This window comes from Microbulbifer sp. CAU 1566, assembly GCF_023156515.1.
Lineage (GTDB): Bacteria > Pseudomonadota > Gammaproteobacteria > Pseudomonadales > Cellvibrionaceae > Microbulbifer.
On sequence record NZ_JALNMG010000005.1, the window covers coordinates 333,241 to 349,592 of the forward strand.

Consider the following 16,352-nt stretch of genomic DNA (forward strand, 5'->3'; position numbering starts at 1 on the left):
CCGGTAATTGTTGCGCAGCCCGCCACCGCCGCTAAAATGCCAGTCCTTCTTTATATATGTACCAACTTGCAAGACATCCGTCTTACCAGACCCCGGGGCCCGGAATGATTCCAGCACTGCGCGAAATCAACGATGTACAGGCGCTCTACCTGCAGTTCCTCAAGGCACTCAAGCAGGAGGGCTTTCACGGCGAGGCCAGCCCCAGCTATGCCAGCCGCACGGTGCTCTCGACCGATAATTCCATCTACCAGGTGCTGCCCCAGGCGGTGGTCTATCCGCGGGATCTGCACGATCTGCAGTTGCTGATGCGCCTTGCCGACCGCGAGGAGTTCCACACGGTGGTACTTTCCCCCCGCGGCGGCGGCACCGGCACCAACGGCCAGTCGCTCACCGATGGCATCGTGGTGGATATCTCCCGGCACATGAACCGCATCCTCGAGATCAATGTAGAGGAAGGCTGGGTACGGGCACAGACCGGGGTGGTGAAGGATCAGTTGAATGCGGCCCTCAAGCCACATGGGCTATTTTTTGCCCCGGAGCTGTCTACCAGTAACCGCGCCACCATCGGCGGCATGATCAATACCGACGCTTCCGGACAGGGCTCCTGCCTCTACGGCAAGACCCGCGATCATGTATTAGAGCTGAAGACGGTGCTGATGGGCGGCGAGCTGTGGCACTCCCAGGCCATTGACGACGCCGAGCTGGCAACGGTCTCCGCTCAGGAAAGCCGTGCCGGCAAGGTGCACGGCCTGGTGGACGGTATCGCGCGGGACAAGCAGGCCCTGATCGAGGCCAAGTTTCCCAAACTGAACCGCTGCCTCACCGGCTACGACCTGGCGCACATTCGCGATCGCGAGAAAGGCAAAGACGGCCGCTTCAACCTCAACAATATCCTGTGCGGCTCCGAGGGCACCCTGGGCTTTATTGCCGAAGCCAAGCTCAACCTGCTGAAAATTCCCAAGTGCGCGGCACTGGTCAACCTGAATTACGACCATTTCCAGGACGCGCTCAAAGACGCCAGTGACCTTATGAAAGCTGGCCCTACCTCCATCGAAACCGTGGACAGCAAGGTGCTGCAGCTGGCCATGGGCGATATCGTATGGGAGAGCGTAAGCGAGTTTTTCCCCCAGGACGATCGGGCCGTAAACGGCATCAACCTGGTGGAATACACCGCGGACTCGGAAGAAGAACTGGACGCGGCGCTCGGCAAGTTCACCGCCCATGTGGACAGCCTGATCGGCCAGCCGGGCAAGAGTTTCGGCTATACCATCGCCCGCGGCCACGCCGAGGTAAACAAGATCTGGGGCATGCGCAAACGCGCGGTGGGCCTGCTGGGCAACGCCAAGGGCGAAGAGCGCCCTATCCCGTTTGTGGAAGACTGCGCGGTGCCGCCGGAAAACCTCGCCGACTTTATCGCCGAGTTCCGTGCAGCACTGGATGAAGCGGGTTTTGCCTACGGCATGTTCGGTCATGTGGATGCGGGCGTGCTGCACGTGCGCCCGGCCATCGATATGAAGGACCCGGAGCAGGCCAAGCAGGTTCGGATCATCACGGAAAAAGTGGTGGATCTGGCGCAGAAGTACAACGGTTTGCTGTGGGGCGAGCACGGCAAGGGCGTGCGCTCGGAGTTTGCGCCCGCATTCTTCGGCGAACTCTATCCGGAGCTGCAGAAGATCAAGGCCGCCTTCGATCCCCACAACCAGTTAAACCCGGGCAAGATTGCCACCCCCAGCGTCGCCTCCAGCCTGCTCAAGATCGACCAGGTGCCGACGCGCGGCGAACACGACCGGCAGATCCCGGTACAGGTGTGGGAAGGCTATTCCGAAGGGGTTTACTGCAACGGCAACGGCGCCTGCTTCAACTGGAATCCGGACGATGCCATGTGCCCCTCCTACAAGGGCACCCGCAACCGCATCCATTCCCCCAAAGGCCGCGCCTCACTGATCCGCGAGTGGCTGCGCCTGCTGGCAGACAGGTCCGTCGACCCGGAAGCCGTAGCCCGCAAGAGCCGCGAGCAGTCCTTCATTATGAGCCTGCCGGGGCGCTTCAAAAACTCCCTGGCCAAGGCCCGCGGCGAATACGATTTCAGCCATGAGGTGAACGAATCGATGCAGGCCTGCCTGGCGTGCAAGTCCTGCGCCGGCCAGTGCCCGATCAAGGTGGACGTGCCCACCTTCCGCGCCAAATTCCTCGAGCTTTACTACGGCCGCTACCTGCGCCCGCTGAAGGACTACTTTGTCGGCGGACTCGAGTTCATGATGCCGCACCTGGCGCGGGTGCCACAGCTGTACAACTTCCCCCTGCGTCTGAAGCCGGTGCGCTGGTTGATGGAGCGCGGCCTGGGTCTCACCGATTCCCCGGCACTGTCGGCCACCCGGCTGGACAAGGTAATGCGCGAGCTGGGAGTAGCCTACGCCAGCCGTGAAAGCCTGCGCGCCATGGGACCGGCACAGCGGGCTAAATCCGTGGTGATCGTACAGGATGCCTTCACCAGTTATTTCGATGCCGAGGTAGTGGCGGATACCCTGCGCCTGCTCAAGCTGCTGGACTTCAATCCCCTGGTGGCGCCCTTCCGGGCCAACGGCAAACCGCTGCACGTACACGGCTTCCTGCGCCAGTTTGCCCAGACCGCGGCCAGCAACAGCGCCATGCTCAACAGCCTCGCCGACAGCGGCGTGCCGCTGGTGGGCATAGACCCTTCCATGACCATGACCTACCGCTCCGAGTACCAGAAGCTGCTGGGCGACAAGGCTCCTAAGGTTCAGTTGCTACAGGAGTGGCTGGCGGAACACACCGAGCACCTGGCAACCAACAAGAACCGCCTGCAGTCAGGCAGTTTCACACTGCTGCCCCACTGTACCGAGCAATCCAACGCGGCCGGCTCCTCGCGCCAGTGGCAGCAGGTATTTGCCGCCCTGGGTATGGAACTGAAAACCCAGTCGGCCGGTTGTTGCGGTATGGCGGGTACCTATGGCCACGAAGTGGCCAACCGGGAAACCTCGCGTACCATCTTCCAGCAGTCCTGGGCGCCCAAGCTGAATGGCGATACCAGTGCCATTGTTGCCACCGGCTACTCCTGCCGCTGCCAGAGCAAACGCTTTGCCGACACAAATTTGCGCCATCCGTTGCAAGCACTACTGGCGCAGATCGAAGATTCGGGGTTTACTGTCAGTAATCACTAACTTCCCGTCCCGCCGAAGTGCTATCGGCGGGCTTTGGAGATTGCTGGCCATGCCAACCGCTGTAGCCCCCCGACTCCTGACCGCCTTCGCTGCTGTTGTTCTGGCCACGCAGCTGGCTGCAGCGCCCGCCGCCACCAACGCTCAGGAGCCCGCGACACCATCGGCGGTACTGGTGGCCGAGGCGGAAGAGTTCGCGCTGGCGGGCAACTACGACGATGCCCTTCCTTTATATGAGCGCGCCATCGCGCAATTGGAGAGTGAGCCCCACCGGCAAAACCAGCTGCGCTACCGCTACGGGATCATCCTCAATGCCCTGGGCGCCCAGCGCCCGGACCTCTACCCCCTCGCCCGCACCCAGTTTCAGGGAGTGCTGGAGTATGTGGAGTCCGCACCGGGCCTGCCGTTTGAGCACTCCGCCGCCCGCGTGCGCTCCGCCATCGCCCATACCTACCACCAGCAGTCGGCCCTGCAGGAAAACCCCAACAAGCGCGTGGCCATGCTGCGCAACGCTTATCAGCTCTACGCCGGTGCCATAGAGCAACTGCGGGAAGAGCAGGACTGGCAGAACCTGGCGATCACCGCCTTCAACATCGGCCAGGTGTGCGAGTGGCAGGGCAATCTGGAAGAGGCCATTCAGTGGTTGGAGCAGGCGGTATCGCTGGATCGCCGCCACGGCTTTGCGGATCTGGAGGAAGACCAGGCCTATCTGACTGCCCTGCGGGAACAGGTCAATCCCCAGCGCCCGGTCGGCAATACCGCCATCTGACTCCCCCTTCCCCCGGGGCTGCCTTTCCCTGCCCGTGCAACAGCAGAGAATGGATTTCCCCGGCCTTTCCTTCCTACCTGACCAGAGAAACAGGGATGGCCAGCCCTTTTTCTATCAGGCTAATAGTCTGAGCCTTTCGATATTCAGCCCAATTTCCCTCCCCAGCTCCCATTACAACGCTGTCATCGATACGCACAGGTAGTATTGAACCGGCGGTCGCAGATTTTTCGAAAAAAATTATGTTCCACAAAAGCGGCGGTCACAGCGCCCTGATCGCCCAAAATTCCACCAAAAAAAGATGACATCGCTGTCATGGGTGAATTGTGATCAGAAAACAGAGATCCATTGAAAATACTCAAGAGCAGTCGCCACCGTCATAAAACGGTCACACTCAGGTTATTTTTTCTAAATACGAGGAAAAAATTAAACAATCCGACTCACAGACAAAAGCAAATGAATACCCTGTACGGACGTCTGCCGCTGTCAGCGGAATGATTGATTCCTCCCCCGCGATCTTTAATATGGCCCTTCCTGATCAAACATTGATCACATATGACGAAATCAACTTGGAGGCCGGGCAGACATTTAGAGTCTGTGACCAAAGAGCTTTCGGAGGTAATTAAATATGCGACAGAGTCTTAAACAGTATGTAATCGTACTTGTAGCTTCCCTTGCGGCGCTGGCCGGTGGCGATGCCTTTGCCGCAATCAAGAAGGACCCTGCCGACAAAAAGAAGTCTATGACCGTCACCGCGACCGCCTACAACTCCATTGAAGGCCAGACCGATGACGACCCCTGGACCGCAGCCTGGAACAACCGTCTGCGCCCGGGTGACAAAATCATCGCGGTTTCCCGCGACCTTGAGAAACACGGCCTGACCAACGGTGCCAAGGTCCGTATTGAAGGTCTGCCGGGTACCTATACCGTGCGCGACCGGATGAACAAGCGCTACAAAAACCGCATCGACGTGTGGATGGAAGAAGACATCAAGAAAGCGCGTAGCTGGGGTAAAAAGAAGCTGAAAATCATCTGGGACCACAAGAAATAAGTCGGCTGCGCCAGTGAGCGCCGACCGACCCAGCGAAAGTTCACAGGGCTTTGCCAAGCACGACTTTCACATACAAAACCCCGCAACTGCGGGGTTTTGTCTATTTGGCTGTTCCGATTTTCCGGTTCGGGTTTTACGGTCCAGAGTTTGATGACCAGAGTCTAGCCGTCAGGGTTCCGTCGTCACCGAGATACCGGGCAACTCGCGGCAGCGTTCATTCTTGATGTAATAAATGCTCGGCTGGCGCGACTGGTTGTAGCGGTGTTCCACGCCCTCGTCGCGAAACACCAGCAGGTACTCTTCTTTCACCCAGCCTTTCTCGGTGCGGTACTCCGTCAGCCACAGCAGTGCCGGAGAATTCTCGTGGCAGTGGCCGTAAAACATGCGGGTTTTTTCCACCAGTTCCTTGGTGAGGTAATCCCGGTATTGCCCGGGATAACTGAACCTTTCTCCCGAAAGATCCACATCCGCCACGCCATCGGTGTCCGCCTGGGCGCGATCCCGGGCCCGGTCATCGGACCGGCTGTCGTGGCCAAGCTCATCCAGGGCAGCAAATTCCTGGGGCTCTGGAGGCTCCTCGCGCTCGGTATCGCGGGGTTGTGACGCGAGCTGGTCGCCGTCAATTTTCTCCAGGAAAATCGCGGTATTTTCATCGCAGTCCACACAGGTTCTGCCGGCGATAATCGCGTAGCCTTTCAGCTCCGATATCAGCCGCGCCTCTGCCAGGTCTACGTTGATGGTACGGTTATCCGAGAGTTTCAGCTCTATGCCGGAAAAGGCGGGCATTACTGTAGAAAAACAGAATAACGGGACAGCCAGGAGGGGAAGGAATTTTTTCATGCAGAGCAACCACACTTAATACATCTGCAGACCGCGGTAACAGTCGGCGCCGCCAGGGCAAACTTCCTTGATGCCCGATGGCGGCGCCACGATTGGGTAGTGCTGTTACACTGTCGCGATTCCCTTCTATGTATAACCTTAGCAGGCCATGAAAAACCTGCAGGGGCGGACGGTTATTATTTGCAATCGCTCTTGCGGCAGGTGGCGCGCGAAACTAGACGCCCGCGCACCTTGTGGTCTTGTGGTCTTGTGGTCATGTGGTCATGTGGTCATGTGGTCATGTGGTCACGGCGCCTCCCAGCTGCCGCTTGCCTCCACCGGCCCGATAAATGCCCCCACGCCCTCTTCCTTCAGGGCATCCAGCGCTTCCTGTAACGCTTCTTCGTCGGTGTCAAAGGCGTCTTCCCACACCGTGGTGTTGTTGTTCTCATCCACAATTTCCAGCAGCCAGCCGCCCTCGCCATCTTCATAGATGTCGATACTGACGGTGTGATTGCCATCGCCGTAACTGCGGCTGAGAGGGGAGTCTTTGGGAGTGAAGTCGTCATCGGCCATGGGAGAACCTCGCTGGTATCCGTGGGGCTGGGGGGAAAGTTGGCGGCCAATCTGACAACTTGTGAATCATCGGTCAAGGCCTGTCCTTCACTGTCGAAAAAGTGTACGACAGCATGGGGAAATTTCGTTAGAATGCGCGGCGATTTTTTCGTATCGCCTTTAAAACCCGTTTCTCCCATTGCCCCGGATTTACGTTCCGGCCTGCATAAGGACCTCAGCATGAACATCGTCGTCTGTGCGCTGTACAAATTCGTCGCGCTCGAAAACTTTGAATCCCTCCGTGAACCGCTGCTCAAGGTGCTCCTCGATAACGAGGTACGCGGCACCCTGTTGCTGGCCCGCGAGGGTATTAACGGCACTGTCGCCGGCAGCCGCGCGGGTATCGACGCCCTGCTCACCTACCTGAAATCCGATCCGCGCCTGGCAACGCTGGATTACAAGGAGTCCTTCACCGAGGAAATGCCCTTCCTGCGCAGCAAGGTGAAACTGAAACGGGAAATCGTCACCATGGGCGTCGAGGGTATCGACCCGCGCCACACCGTGGGTACCTACGTCAAACCTCAGGACTGGAACGCACTGATTTCAGACCCGGAGGTACTGCTGATCGACACCCGCAATGACTACGAAGTGCAGGTGGGCACCTTCGAGCACGCGGTAAACCCCAACACCACCACTTTCCGCGAATTTCCCCAGTATGTGAAAGACCACCTGGATCCGCAGCAGCACAAAAAAGTGGCCATGTTCTGCACCGGCGGTATCCGCTGTGAAAAGTCCACCGCTTACCTGAAAGAACAGGGATTCGACGAGGTCTATCACCTGCAGGGCGGTATCCTGAAATATCTGGAAGAAGTGCCCAAGGAAGACACCCTGTGGAAAGGCGAGTGCTTTGTGTTTGACGACCGGGTTACCGTCAACCACGATCTGGAGCGCGGCAGCTACCAGCAGTGCAACGCCTGCCGCATGCCGGTGACCGATGAGGAGATGCAGTCGGAACTGTTTGAGCAGGGCGTCAGTTGCCCCCATTGCCACGATTCGGTTTCCGAGGCGGACAAGGCGCGCTTCCGCGAGCGGGAAAAGCAGATTCAACTGGCCAAGACCCGCGGTGAGAACCACCTGGGGCAGGATGCCAAGGCCACTACCCAGGCCCGCCGCCAGCACAAACAGGCGCTGCGTCGACAACAGGCAGAGCAGGCACAGCGCTCCTGACGCTGGTTCCTGGTTTCTAGTTCCTGGTTTTTATGGACGCATGGGATGTATGAAGTGCCTGCTCAGGTGGGCACTTCGGCAGAGCTGGTCAACCAGCTCATGGCAGCCGCTTCCGTCAGAAAAGAAAACAACTCCAGTCCCCCGTCCCGGGCATGGTTGCGCATTACCGCGGTGGTATTGAGCTGTGCCCGGTTTAACATGGCAATGCGGGCCCCCTGCAGGGCTGGCAGTTGGCCAATATAGGCGCCATAGCGCTGTTGTTGTTCCAGCGTCATCGACATCTTGGTGACCCGGCGCACATCCGCAAGTACCCGCAAGGGTTTGAAATGGCCGTATTTCGCCACCAGCTGGCGCACCGCTTCCATCCGGTTTTCGTAGGTAGCCTCTCCGTACAGGAGCATGGTGACTACCCGACTCTGATTGTCATATCGGATCTGAAAACTCATTACTGCAATTACCCCAATGCAATCCGTACCGCCGACACTTCCTGAAGAACCCAGAACAGAAGCGGCAAACTTGCCATTTCTGCTGTGCGCGCCATTTTAGACCAAACAGTCAAAAATCCCATGTAGCAGCGGGACTTGTGACTCAAAAGCGCCAACATGGTCACATTGTTGGCCCAACCAATCAGTAAGCATTTTTCAAACCAATTTTGGTTCACGCGTACCAATACTGTCGGACAAAGGAGAAAAATGACGGGAGAAGCATCGACAAGCAGAGGAACGATGAAAGTTAGGGTGAAACAGCAATGGAGGGCTAAGTCAGGAGCACGGGGAAGAGTACAGAGAGGGCACAGAGAGCGGCAGACCGCTGACCAGTAGCTTCTCAGCTAGAGAGTAACCACTCTTCTGCTGCCCGCTCGGTAAGAAATTCCGAAAGCTTCAGGCCGGCCGCCAGAGCCGCCTGATCGATGGTGTGATTGGGGTTGCGTTCAAGGGAGTGCAGTACCGCCACGCGGCCGTGGCTGGTGCCGGTCTGTTCCGCGACAAAGCGGCCAAATAGTTTGCGCTCTTCCAGGGTCAGGTTTATTTCGGCCTGGCGAACATCTACCAGCACCCTCAGCGGGTGCAGGTGCCCGTACTTCTCGCCCACCTGACCGGCCGATGCCAGCTTTTGCTCGAGATCCACCGGACCAAAAAACACCACAGACACAATTCTGGTGTCGGGAAGAAAGCGAATCTGAAAGCTCAAAGTACCATCTCCTGAACAGGGGCTGGTATGAAGCTCTGCGCATTCTCAACCAACCCCAACTTAACCGCTAATCCTGCGCAATCTCGGGCATCGCTCCCTCTTCGCCCGAACCCAGCCATACCTGTGCCGCGGCTTTGCGCGCGACTTCTTTATATAGAGCCGCCACTTCACCGTCCGGTTCCGCGACAACGGATGGCGCTCCTCCGTCCACCTGCTGGCGAATCGACATGGCCAGCGGCAAACGGCCCAGCAGACAGGTGTGGTAGTCCGCCGCCATTTTGTCGCCACCGCCGGTGCCGAAAATCGGCTCCTGGTGGCCGCAGTTAGAGCAAGTGTGCAGGGCCATATTCTCGACAATACCCAGTACCGGTACCGATACCTTGCGGAACATCTCCACCCCTTTAATGGCATCCACCAGCGCCAGATCCTGGGGCGTGGTAACGATTACCGCTCCTGACAAGGCCACTTTCTGCGACAGTGTCAGCTGGATATCGCCAGTACCCGGGGGCATATCCACCACCAGGTAATCCAGCTCTTCGCCTTCAGCGCCCTCGCCCCACAGGGTCTGGGTGAGCATTTGATTCAGGGCACCACTGGCCATGGGGCCGCGCCATACCGCCGGCGTATCTTCCGTAAGAAGGTAGCCCAGGGACATGGTGCTGATACCCTGTGCAGGGACCGGCACAAAGAATTTGCCGCCTTTTACTTCCGGGCGCAGTCCCTCAGTACCCAGCATGGTCGGCAGGCTCGGGCCGTAGATATCGGCATCCAGCAGGCCTACCGAGGCGCCTTCGGCCGCCAGGGCCAGCGCCAGGTTCACCGCAGTGGTGGACTTGCCCACACCGCCCTTGCCGGAGGCAACCGCGATGATATTTTTCACCGCCTTCAGTGACTCGGGCACATCACCCATGTCTGTACGCGGAATTTCGAAAAACAGATCAGTCTGAATGCTTGCGCCGGCCAGTGCACCCGCTGCGAGCGCCGGTTCACAGACGGCGCGGATACGCTGTGCCCAGGCTTCCTCCTGGCTGGCACAGGGATAACCCAAGGTTACGCCGGTGTAGACGGTGCCGTCCTCATAGCCCACCTCAATATCTGCCTCCAGCTGATCCAGCGGCAAGCCGGTTGCCGGGTCCTCCAAGGCACCGATGAGCTCCGCGATCCGCTCCAGCTGGATCTGGACCTCTTCCGGGATGTCTTCGTGGTCATGTTCGTGGTCATGATGATGGTCGGTCACTCTGCGATCCTCGCTGGCACTCAAATTCGGCCGGCATTGTGGGGAAGGTCCGCGGCCAAGACAAGCCTAGCCTTTCCCGCTGCAGGTGCCTTGCAGGCCCCATTTCTGCTATATTCCGCGCTCTTTTCGGGCCATGCCCCGCGGCAGCCGCCAGTCCCGGAGCCCTGTAGCGCTCCCGCCCCGGTGCCGCCACTAACGTCAGTCTCAATGTCCGTCTCAATATCAGTCTCGCAGCCTTTGGAATTCAAGATGTCTCACACCGACCATCAGCCCAGAAACATCCTCGTCACCAGTGCCCTGCCTTACGCCAACGGCTCCCTGCACCTGGGCCATATTCTCGAGTACATCCAGACCGATATCTGGGCCCGCTTCCAGCGCGCCCGCGGCAACCAGTGCCTGTACATGTGCGCCGACGACGCCCATGGCACCGCCATCATGTTGAAGGCCGAGCAGCTGGGACTGACCCCGGAACAGCACATCGCCAATATGCAGGCGGAGCACGAGCGGGATTTCAACGACTTCCTGATCGGTGTGGATAACTACCACTCCACCCACTCGGAAGAGAATCGCGAACTGTCGGCGATGATCTACAAGCGCCTGCGCGAGAACGGCCACATTGCCTCGCGCACCATTACCCAGGCGTTTGACCCGGAGAAAGAGCTGTTTCTGGCAGACCGCTACATCAAGGGCACCTGCCCGAAATGTAAAACCGAAGACCAGTACGGCGATAACTGTGAAGCCTGTGGTGCCACTTACAGCCCCACCGAGCTGATCAACCCGATTTCCGCCATCTCCGGTGCCACCCCCATCGAGAAAGAGTCCGAGCACTTCTTCTTTACCCTGCCCGCGTTCACCGACTTCCTGAAACAGTGGACCCGCTCCGGCACCCTGCAGAGTGAAGTGGCCAACAAGCTGTCCGAGTGGCTTGACGAGGGCCTGCAGGAATGGGATATCTCCCGTGATGCCCCCTACTTCGGTTTTGAAATCCCCGATGCACCGGGCAAATATTTCTACGTATGGCTGGACGCACCCATCGGCTACATGGCGAGCCTGAAAAACTACTGCGACAAGAACAACCTGGACTGGCTGGAGTATTGGAAAAAAGACAGCAGTGCCGAGGTGTATCACTTCATCGGCAAAGACATCGTCAACTTCCATGCCCTGTTCTGGCCGGCCATGCTCGACTCCGCCGACTTCCGCACCCCCAACAAGGTGTGTGTACACGGCTTCCTGACCGTCAATGGCAAAAAGATGTCCAAGTCCCGCGGCACCTTCATCAATGCACGCAACTATCTGGATCACCTGAACCCGGAATACCTGCGCTACTACTTCGCCGCCAAACTGACCGCCGGTGTCGACGACCTGGACCTGAACCTGGACGACTTCATCGCCAAGGTGAATTCCGACCTGGTGGGCAAGGTCGTGAACATCGCTTCGCGCACCGCCAAGTTTGTCAGCAAGACCGGCGGTGCCCTGTCCGCAAAACTTGCCGACGAGAGCCTGTGGAACCAGTTTGTAGAAGCCGCGCCGCGTATTACCGAATACTTTGAAGCGCGCGAATACAGCCGCGCCACCCGTGAAATCATGGCCCTGGCCGACGCCGCCAACGCCTGGATCGCCGACAAGGCGCCCTGGTCCCTGGCGAAAGAAGAAGGCAAGGAAGACGAAGTGCTGGCGATCTGCTCCCAGGGCGTCAACATGTTCCGCGCACTGATGACCTGGCTGGCCCCGGTACTGCCGGAAACCGCCAAAAAAGCCGAAGAATTCCTCGGCGTGGCACTGGACTGGAACAGCGCCGTTACCCCGCTGGCTGGCCACACCATCAACAAATTCAAACCGTTGATGCAGCGCGTGGAAAAAGAACAGGTAGATGCCATGCAGGAAGCGGCCAAGGAATCTCTCGCGCAATTGCAGGCAGAAGCCAAAACCGTCACCGGTCCACTGGCTGACGACCCGCTGGCAGAGCAGATCCAGTTCGACGACTTCGCCAAGGTAGATCTTCGTATTGCCCTGATCGCCAACGCAGAACACGTGGAAGGCGCCGGCAAACTGCTGCGCCTGACCCTGGACCTGGGCGGCGAAACCCGCAACGTGTTTGCCGGTATCAAGAGCGCCTACAGCCCGGAAGACCTGATCGGCAAACACACCGTGATGGTCGCCAACCTGGCCCCGCGCAAAATGCGCTTCGGTGTCAGCGAAGGCATGGTGCTGGCCGCCGGCCCCGGTGGCAAAGACCTGTGGATTCTGGAACCCCACGCCGGTGCGCAGCCTGGTATGCGTGTGATGTAAATCAACTGTTGTAGGAGCCTGCTTGCAGACTCCTACCGTTCCACAAAACCAAATTTCGATTCCCAGCGAGAGACAAACATGCGCGGCGTATTCCTGGACACCCTCACCATGAAACTGGAAGAGTTGGATACCTCGGCACTGGAAGGGTCTCTCGACCACTGGGAATATTTCGAAACCACATCACCTGAGCAAACCGCAGCGCGTATTGCCAATGCGGACGTGGTGATCAGCAACAAAGTGGTGCTCAACCGCGCGCTGATCGAAAACGCCCCCAACCTCAAACTGATCTGCGTTTGTGCCACCGGCACCAACAACATCGACCTCGAAGCCGCCGCTGAAAAAAACATTCCGGTAAAAAATGTTGCCGGCTATACCGGCAGCTCCCTCGCCCAGCATACCCTCGCCCTGATGCTCGCCCTCGCCACCCGCTGGCACCAGTATGCCGGCGATGTGCAACAGGGCCGCTGGAGCCAATCGCCGATTTTCTGTCGACTCGATTACCCGGTTGTGGAACTGGCAGGGAAAAATCTCGGCATCATCGGCCACGGCGACCTGGGACAGAAAGTCGCGCAGCTGGGTGAAGCCCTGGGCATGAATGTTCTGATCGCGGAATCGTTTACCGGGGAGAAAAAATCCGGACGGGTATCGCTGCCGGAGTTACTCGCAGAGTCCGATGTCATCAGCCTGCACTGCCCACTCACCGAGCAGACCGACCAGCTGGTAAATGCGGACTTTCTCGGGGCCATGAAAAAAACGGCCTTCCTGGTCAACACCGCCCGCGGAGGCCTGGTGGATGAACAGGCACTGCTGGCAGCGCTGAAACAGGGCGAGATTGGCGGCGCAGCGCTGGATGTACTCAGTGTGGAACCACCACCGGCGGATCATCCGCTGCTCGCGAACGATATCCCCAACCTGATCATCACACCACACAATGCCTGGATCAGCCGCGAGAGCCGCCAGCGCCTGCTTGACGGCGTAGTCAGCAACATTGTTGATTGGCGCAGTGCCTGAAGGGTTAGTAAATGGTAATTGAAGGTTAACGATGCCCACAGGTTATAAGGCCACGGGCTTGTGAGACCAATTTCACCATCCCCACCTCTCTCCCTGCCCACAAGCCCCCACGCACCCTAGGATACTGGTTCACCTTGACTGTTGTTGAAGGAGAGCCTCATGGCAAGCGCAAAAGCCCCGCATAATTCCGGCCGAGAGAAACTGCACCAAGCCTACAACCTGGCCGGTGAAGCAGCACACGATACCGCCGAACACATGAAGACTCGCGCCCGCGAGACCGCAGACCACGTCAAAGCCAGCGCCCGCGAGACCGCGGACCATGTAAAAGCCAGTACTCGCAACACCATGGAAAAGGGCAAGCAACGGGCCCACGATGTCGCCGAGCGGGCGGAAACCTCCATCAAGGCGCACCCACTGGTCAGTGTCGGCTGTGCTTTTGCCGCCGGCTGGTTGATTGCAAAAATCCTCAAGTAGCCAGTATCGATACCGTTCGGTTTTCCGGGTATTCACACGGACATCCTGCTGGAGAGCACGAGTAATGCCTATGCCAAGAGGAGTGCCAAGAGGAATGCCAAGAGGAATGATTGATGGCCGGTTCTGATCGATCCAGAAAACCCGACGACACGGACAGCCGGGATCACGCCCATGGCGCTGATCCCGGTCACGCGACAGAAGCGCCACCACCGCCACTGGCTTCCGAATTGAATGCACTGATGGATCGCGCCGAGGCGACCATGACCCTCGCCTCCGCTTGGGCAGAAAACTTTACCAGCCTGGTGCACCTGGAATTTCAGCGCACGCTCAGTGCGGGCAAGCGGATAGTCGTACTCCTGCTGTTTCTGTTTTTCCTGACCGTGGCGCTGATCGTGAGCCTGTGTGCGGGTCTGGGATTACTGGGCTATTACTTCTTTCAGTCGGTGTATATCGGCTTCGGTATTTTTCTGCTGTCGCAATGTCTGATTGTTGCCGGCATCCTGCTGTCGATGAACAGCCTCAAAAAAATGCTCGGCTTCGACGAATCCCGCAAACAGGCCAGAGAGGCGCTTAACGATGTCACTGCGCTCTTTAAACCGGCAGATTGAAAGCCGCCGCCGGGCGCTGGAACACCAGCGCCGCTGCGCCCTGCAACTGATGGAACAACAGCGGGCCCAAACGCTGGTACAGGCACAGCGCGTCCCCCTGCCTCTGATCATGGGGTTGGCGTTTGCCGCGGGGTTTGTATTACAGCGTTTCTACAATACGCCGGCGCCGAGAACGTTGCTCAACTGGTATCTCACCTTGAGGGCCTTTTGAACCTGCCATATTGAATCGTTAGCAAGCGGCTTTATCCGCAACGCTGGCATGGCTTCTGGAGTCTTCGCCAAGCCGATCCCCAACCTGAATAATTTTCGCCGCGACATCCACCAGCTTCAGATTCATTTCCATCGCCCGCTGCTGCATGGTGCGATAAGCATCCTGCTCGCTCAATCGCAGCCTGCGCATCAGTACGCCCTTGGCGCGCTCTACCAGTTTCCGCTCGGTGAGTGCGCGGCGGGTTTCCTCCAGCTCTTCACTGACCCGGTGAATATGCGCGACCTGGGAGCGAATCAGCCCGTAGAGCGAATGCGCCAGGTTCTGGCCGTGTAAGGGCGGCACTCCGGCCGTGGAATCGCTCCCATAAAGCCCCGGCACCTGGGGATCAAACAACACCGCCAGCGCCGGTAGACGGCTCCAGTCGGCGGATTTCATCTGCTGTAACTGCGCATAGTGGTGCCCCAGCTCCGACTGCGCATCGGCAACCCGTTTGCGGCTCACCTTGAGCAAACGCGCGGCCATGGCGTCCTCCAGCCGGTGCATGGAATCAATACGCGCAGTGGCCAGTTGATACCAGACCTCACTGATATCCGCCGCAATCGGCTCACCGTCTTTCAGACCGGCGATGACCAGGCGCAGGCGCTGCAAATCCCGTGTCTCCTGGCTCTCCTCGATGGCCAGCCAGCGCGCCAGTTCAGTTTCCCCGGCATATTCGGAGAACAGTTCCAGACTGCGCAGTTGGCAAGCCTGCAAGTGAGAAAGACGGTGGTGCAGGCTTTCGTCAAACTGGCTGCCGGTAAAGCCAATCGCACCCCAGGCGCGCTCCTGTCCGGCAAATTCTTTGGCCTGCATAAAATTGAACAGGGCGACCAGCAATCGCGTTACCTGCGGGTCATCAGCCACATCGGCGGCCTCGAACACCACCGACAGCAGGCCGGCGATCAGCCGGCAAAAGGCATCGGTGGATTCCAGGGCACTGACTTCAAAGGCATCAATATGCCGGCGCAATTCCACCAGTTCATCCAGGCCGTGCAGTGAGTAGGCAATGCTGTTCAGCAGGCGCATATCCTGGGGGTTATGGCATCGGTCTGCCTGTAAATAGCGATCATGCAGCAAGCGGCGGAAGGCGACCTCGCTTTGGCCACAGCATTCAACCTGGGTGTCACGCAGGGCACTGAATCTGAAACCTGCGGAAACCAGGTAGATATTACTGATGCCCCGCTCCCGCTGTAGCTGGTGCACCAGGTCGGATACGGTGGTTACCAGCTCACAACTTCCGCTAAGCCGTTGCAGCGCCTGAATCTCTGCGCGCTTTGCGGCCAACAGAAACTGTTCAGCATCTTCACTGTGCTTGGGCATATCGGGGCTCCCGGGTAAACCAGAATGGGTAACCTTGATTCAGCAATAAACATTCCAGCCCAGCGCAGCACGATTTGTTCGGCATAGCGCGGCTCAGCTCGGCGTGAGAACTTTCTTGCGCACCGCGGATTTCGCAGCACCAAAATAGTGCACGAATAATGGAAGAGTGCGCCAGCTTCCTCAATATTCCTGCACCGGCCCCCTGTCTTTCACGCGATTCACACCGAATTGAAAAGTTGGCACCGAGATTGCTTTTATCTCTGGTGTAAAGATATTGCGCAGCGAATTGCGCAGCTCTTTCTGGGCGAAAGCCCGCTACAAACAAATACACTGGATAAAGGCGTCCATCACTTTCCGGCAGCGGCCGGTCTGTGT

The 16,352-nt window shown here is 58.5% G+C and carries 15 protein-coding genes; 9 read left to right on the plus strand and 6 right to left on the minus strand.

All coding sequences use genetic code 11. The features are described 5' to 3' along the window. Positions 1–104 precede the first annotated feature (104 nt). The 3 genes from M0G74_RS14310 to M0G74_RS14320 all read left to right on the plus strand — a co-directional run bounded on the left by M0G74_RS14310 (position 105) and on the right by M0G74_RS14320 (position 4,996). Positions 105–3,182, plus strand: a complete 3,078-nt coding sequence (locus tag M0G74_RS14310; protein WP_248218842.1) for an FAD-binding and (Fe-S)-binding domain-containing protein — start codon at positions 105–107, stop codon at positions 3,180–3,182. Positions 3,183–3,231: 49 nt separating this feature from the next. Further along, positions 3,232–3,948 carry a tetratricopeptide repeat protein gene (locus tag M0G74_RS14315; RefSeq protein WP_248218843.1) on the plus strand — a complete coding sequence of 239 codons (717 nt, stop codon included), beginning with the start codon at positions 3,232–3,234 and terminating at the stop codon, positions 3,946–3,948. 625 nt (positions 3,949–4,573) lie between these two features. Then, positions 4,574–4,996 (plus strand): 3D domain-containing protein, encoded by a 423-nt coding sequence (locus M0G74_RS14320; protein WP_160154424.1) that lies wholly within the window; start codon positions 4,574–4,576, stop codon positions 4,994–4,996. Positions 4,997–5,164: 168 nt separating this feature from the next. On the opposite strand, the gene M0G74_RS14325 is transcribed toward M0G74_RS14320, so the two are convergent. Then, complete coding sequence (locus M0G74_RS14325; RefSeq protein ID WP_248218844.1) at positions 5,165–5,782, minus strand: hypothetical protein; 618 nt, start codon at positions 5,780–5,782, stop codon at positions 5,165–5,167. A gap of 339 nt (positions 5,783–6,121) precedes the next feature. Next, on the minus strand, positions 6,122–6,391 hold the full coding sequence (locus M0G74_RS14330) for a hypothetical protein (RefSeq protein WP_160154426.1): 270 nt from the start codon (positions 6,389–6,391) through the stop codon (positions 6,122–6,124). Between the two features lie 219 nt (positions 6,392–6,610). Here M0G74_RS14330 and M0G74_RS14335 point away from each other — a divergent pair, with 219 nt between their 5' ends. Beyond that, positions 6,611–7,597, plus strand: coding sequence for a rhodanese-related sulfurtransferase (locus tag M0G74_RS14335; protein WP_248218851.1), 987 nt, complete (start codon positions 6,611–6,613; stop codon positions 7,595–7,597). A 62-nt stretch (positions 7,598–7,659) separates the two neighbouring features. On the opposite strand, the gene M0G74_RS14340 is transcribed toward M0G74_RS14335, so the two are convergent. The 3 genes from M0G74_RS14340 to apbC form a co-directional block, all read right to left on the minus strand. Beyond that, positions 7,660–8,043, minus strand: a complete 384-nt coding sequence (locus tag M0G74_RS14340) for a hypothetical protein (RefSeq protein WP_248218857.1) — start codon at positions 8,041–8,043, stop codon at positions 7,660–7,662. 379 nt (positions 8,044–8,422) lie between these two features. Further along, on the minus strand, positions 8,423–8,788 hold the full coding sequence (locus M0G74_RS14345; protein ID WP_248218860.1) for a hypothetical protein: 366 nt from the start codon (positions 8,786–8,788) through the stop codon (positions 8,423–8,425). 67 nt (positions 8,789–8,855) lie between these two features. Beyond that, positions 8,856–10,025 (minus strand): iron-sulfur cluster carrier protein ApbC, encoded by a 1,170-nt coding sequence (gene apbC, locus M0G74_RS14350; RefSeq protein ID WP_248218875.1) that lies wholly within the window; start codon positions 10,023–10,025, stop codon positions 8,856–8,858. A gap of 249 nt (positions 10,026–10,274) precedes the next feature. On the opposite strand from apbC, the gene metG reads away from it, so the two are divergent. The 5 genes from metG (at position 10,275) to M0G74_RS14375 (ending at position 14,618) form a co-directional block, all read left to right on the plus strand. Beyond that, positions 10,275–12,314, plus strand: a complete 2,040-nt coding sequence (metG, locus tag M0G74_RS14355) for a methionine--tRNA ligase (RefSeq protein ID WP_248218877.1) — start codon at positions 10,275–10,277, stop codon at positions 12,312–12,314. A gap of 78 nt (positions 12,315–12,392) precedes the next feature. Continuing rightward, positions 12,393–13,325, plus strand: coding sequence for a D-2-hydroxyacid dehydrogenase (locus M0G74_RS14360; protein WP_248218878.1), 933 nt, complete (start codon positions 12,393–12,395; stop codon positions 13,323–13,325). Positions 13,326–13,484: 159 nt separating this feature from the next. Further along, the gene (locus M0G74_RS14365) at positions 13,485–13,799 is read left to right on the plus strand and encodes a hypothetical protein (RefSeq protein ID WP_248218880.1); all 315 of its coding nucleotides are present in this window, start codon (positions 13,485–13,487) and stop codon (positions 13,797–13,799) included. Positions 13,800–13,912: 113 nt separating this feature from the next. Beyond that, on the plus strand, positions 13,913–14,407 hold the full coding sequence (locus tag M0G74_RS14370; RefSeq protein WP_248218887.1) for a hypothetical protein: 495 nt from the start codon (positions 13,913–13,915) through the stop codon (positions 14,405–14,407). Then, positions 14,376–14,618 carry a hypothetical protein gene (locus tag M0G74_RS14375; protein WP_248218895.1) on the plus strand — a complete coding sequence of 81 codons (243 nt, stop codon included), beginning with the start codon at positions 14,376–14,378 and terminating at the stop codon, positions 14,616–14,618. The genes M0G74_RS14370 and M0G74_RS14375 overlap by 32 nt, the downstream gene beginning before the upstream one ends. Before the next feature lie 18 nt (positions 14,619–14,636). Here M0G74_RS14375 and M0G74_RS14380 read toward each other — a convergent pair whose 3' ends face one another. Further along, a complete protein-coding gene (locus tag M0G74_RS14380; RefSeq protein WP_248218957.1) occupies positions 14,637–15,977 on the minus strand; it encodes a nitrate- and nitrite sensing domain-containing protein in 1,341 nt (446 codons plus the stop codon). Between the last annotated feature and the right edge of the window lie 375 nt (positions 15,978–16,352).

Bases quoted from the DNA above. Each gene is read 5' to 3' on its own strand.
- M0G74_RS14325 (WP_248218844.1), bottom strand. From the start codon at position 5,782: ATGCCCGCCTTTTCCGGCATAGAGCTGAAACTCTCGGATAACCGTACC.
- M0G74_RS14370 (WP_248218887.1), top strand. From the start codon at position 13,913: ATGGCCGGTTCTGATCGATCCAGAAAACCCGACGACACGGACAGCCGG.
- M0G74_RS14340 (WP_248218857.1), bottom strand. From the start codon at position 8,043: ATGAGTTTTCAGATCCGATATGACAATCAGAGTCGGGTAGTCACCATG.
- M0G74_RS14315 (WP_248218843.1), top strand. From the start codon at position 3,232: ATGCCAACCGCTGTAGCCCCCCGACTCCTGACCGCCTTCGCTGCTGTT.
- M0G74_RS14320 (WP_160154424.1), top strand. From the start codon at position 4,574: ATGCGACAGAGTCTTAAACAGTATGTAATCGTACTTGTAGCTTCCCTT.
- metG (WP_248218877.1), top strand. From the start codon at position 10,275: ATGTCTCACACCGACCATCAGCCCAGAAACATCCTCGTCACCAGTGCC.
- M0G74_RS14375 (WP_248218895.1), top strand. From the start codon at position 14,376: ATGTCACTGCGCTCTTTAAACCGGCAGATTGAAAGCCGCCGCCGGGCG.
- M0G74_RS14360 (WP_248218878.1), top strand. From the start codon at position 12,393: ATGCGCGGCGTATTCCTGGACACCCTCACCATGAAACTGGAAGAGTTG.
- M0G74_RS14310 (WP_248218842.1), top strand. From the start codon at position 105: ATGATTCCAGCACTGCGCGAAATCAACGATGTACAGGCGCTCTACCTG.
- M0G74_RS14330 (WP_160154426.1), bottom strand. From the start codon at position 6,391: ATGGCCGATGACGACTTCACTCCCAAAGACTCCCCTCTCAGCCGCAGT.
- M0G74_RS14335 (WP_248218851.1), top strand. From the start codon at position 6,611: ATGAACATCGTCGTCTGTGCGCTGTACAAATTCGTCGCGCTCGAAAAC.
- M0G74_RS14365 (WP_248218880.1), top strand. From the start codon at position 13,485: ATGGCAAGCGCAAAAGCCCCGCATAATTCCGGCCGAGAGAAACTGCAC.
- M0G74_RS14380 (WP_248218957.1), bottom strand. From the start codon at position 15,977: ATGCCCAAGCACAGTGAAGATGCTGAACAGTTTCTGTTGGCCGCAAAG.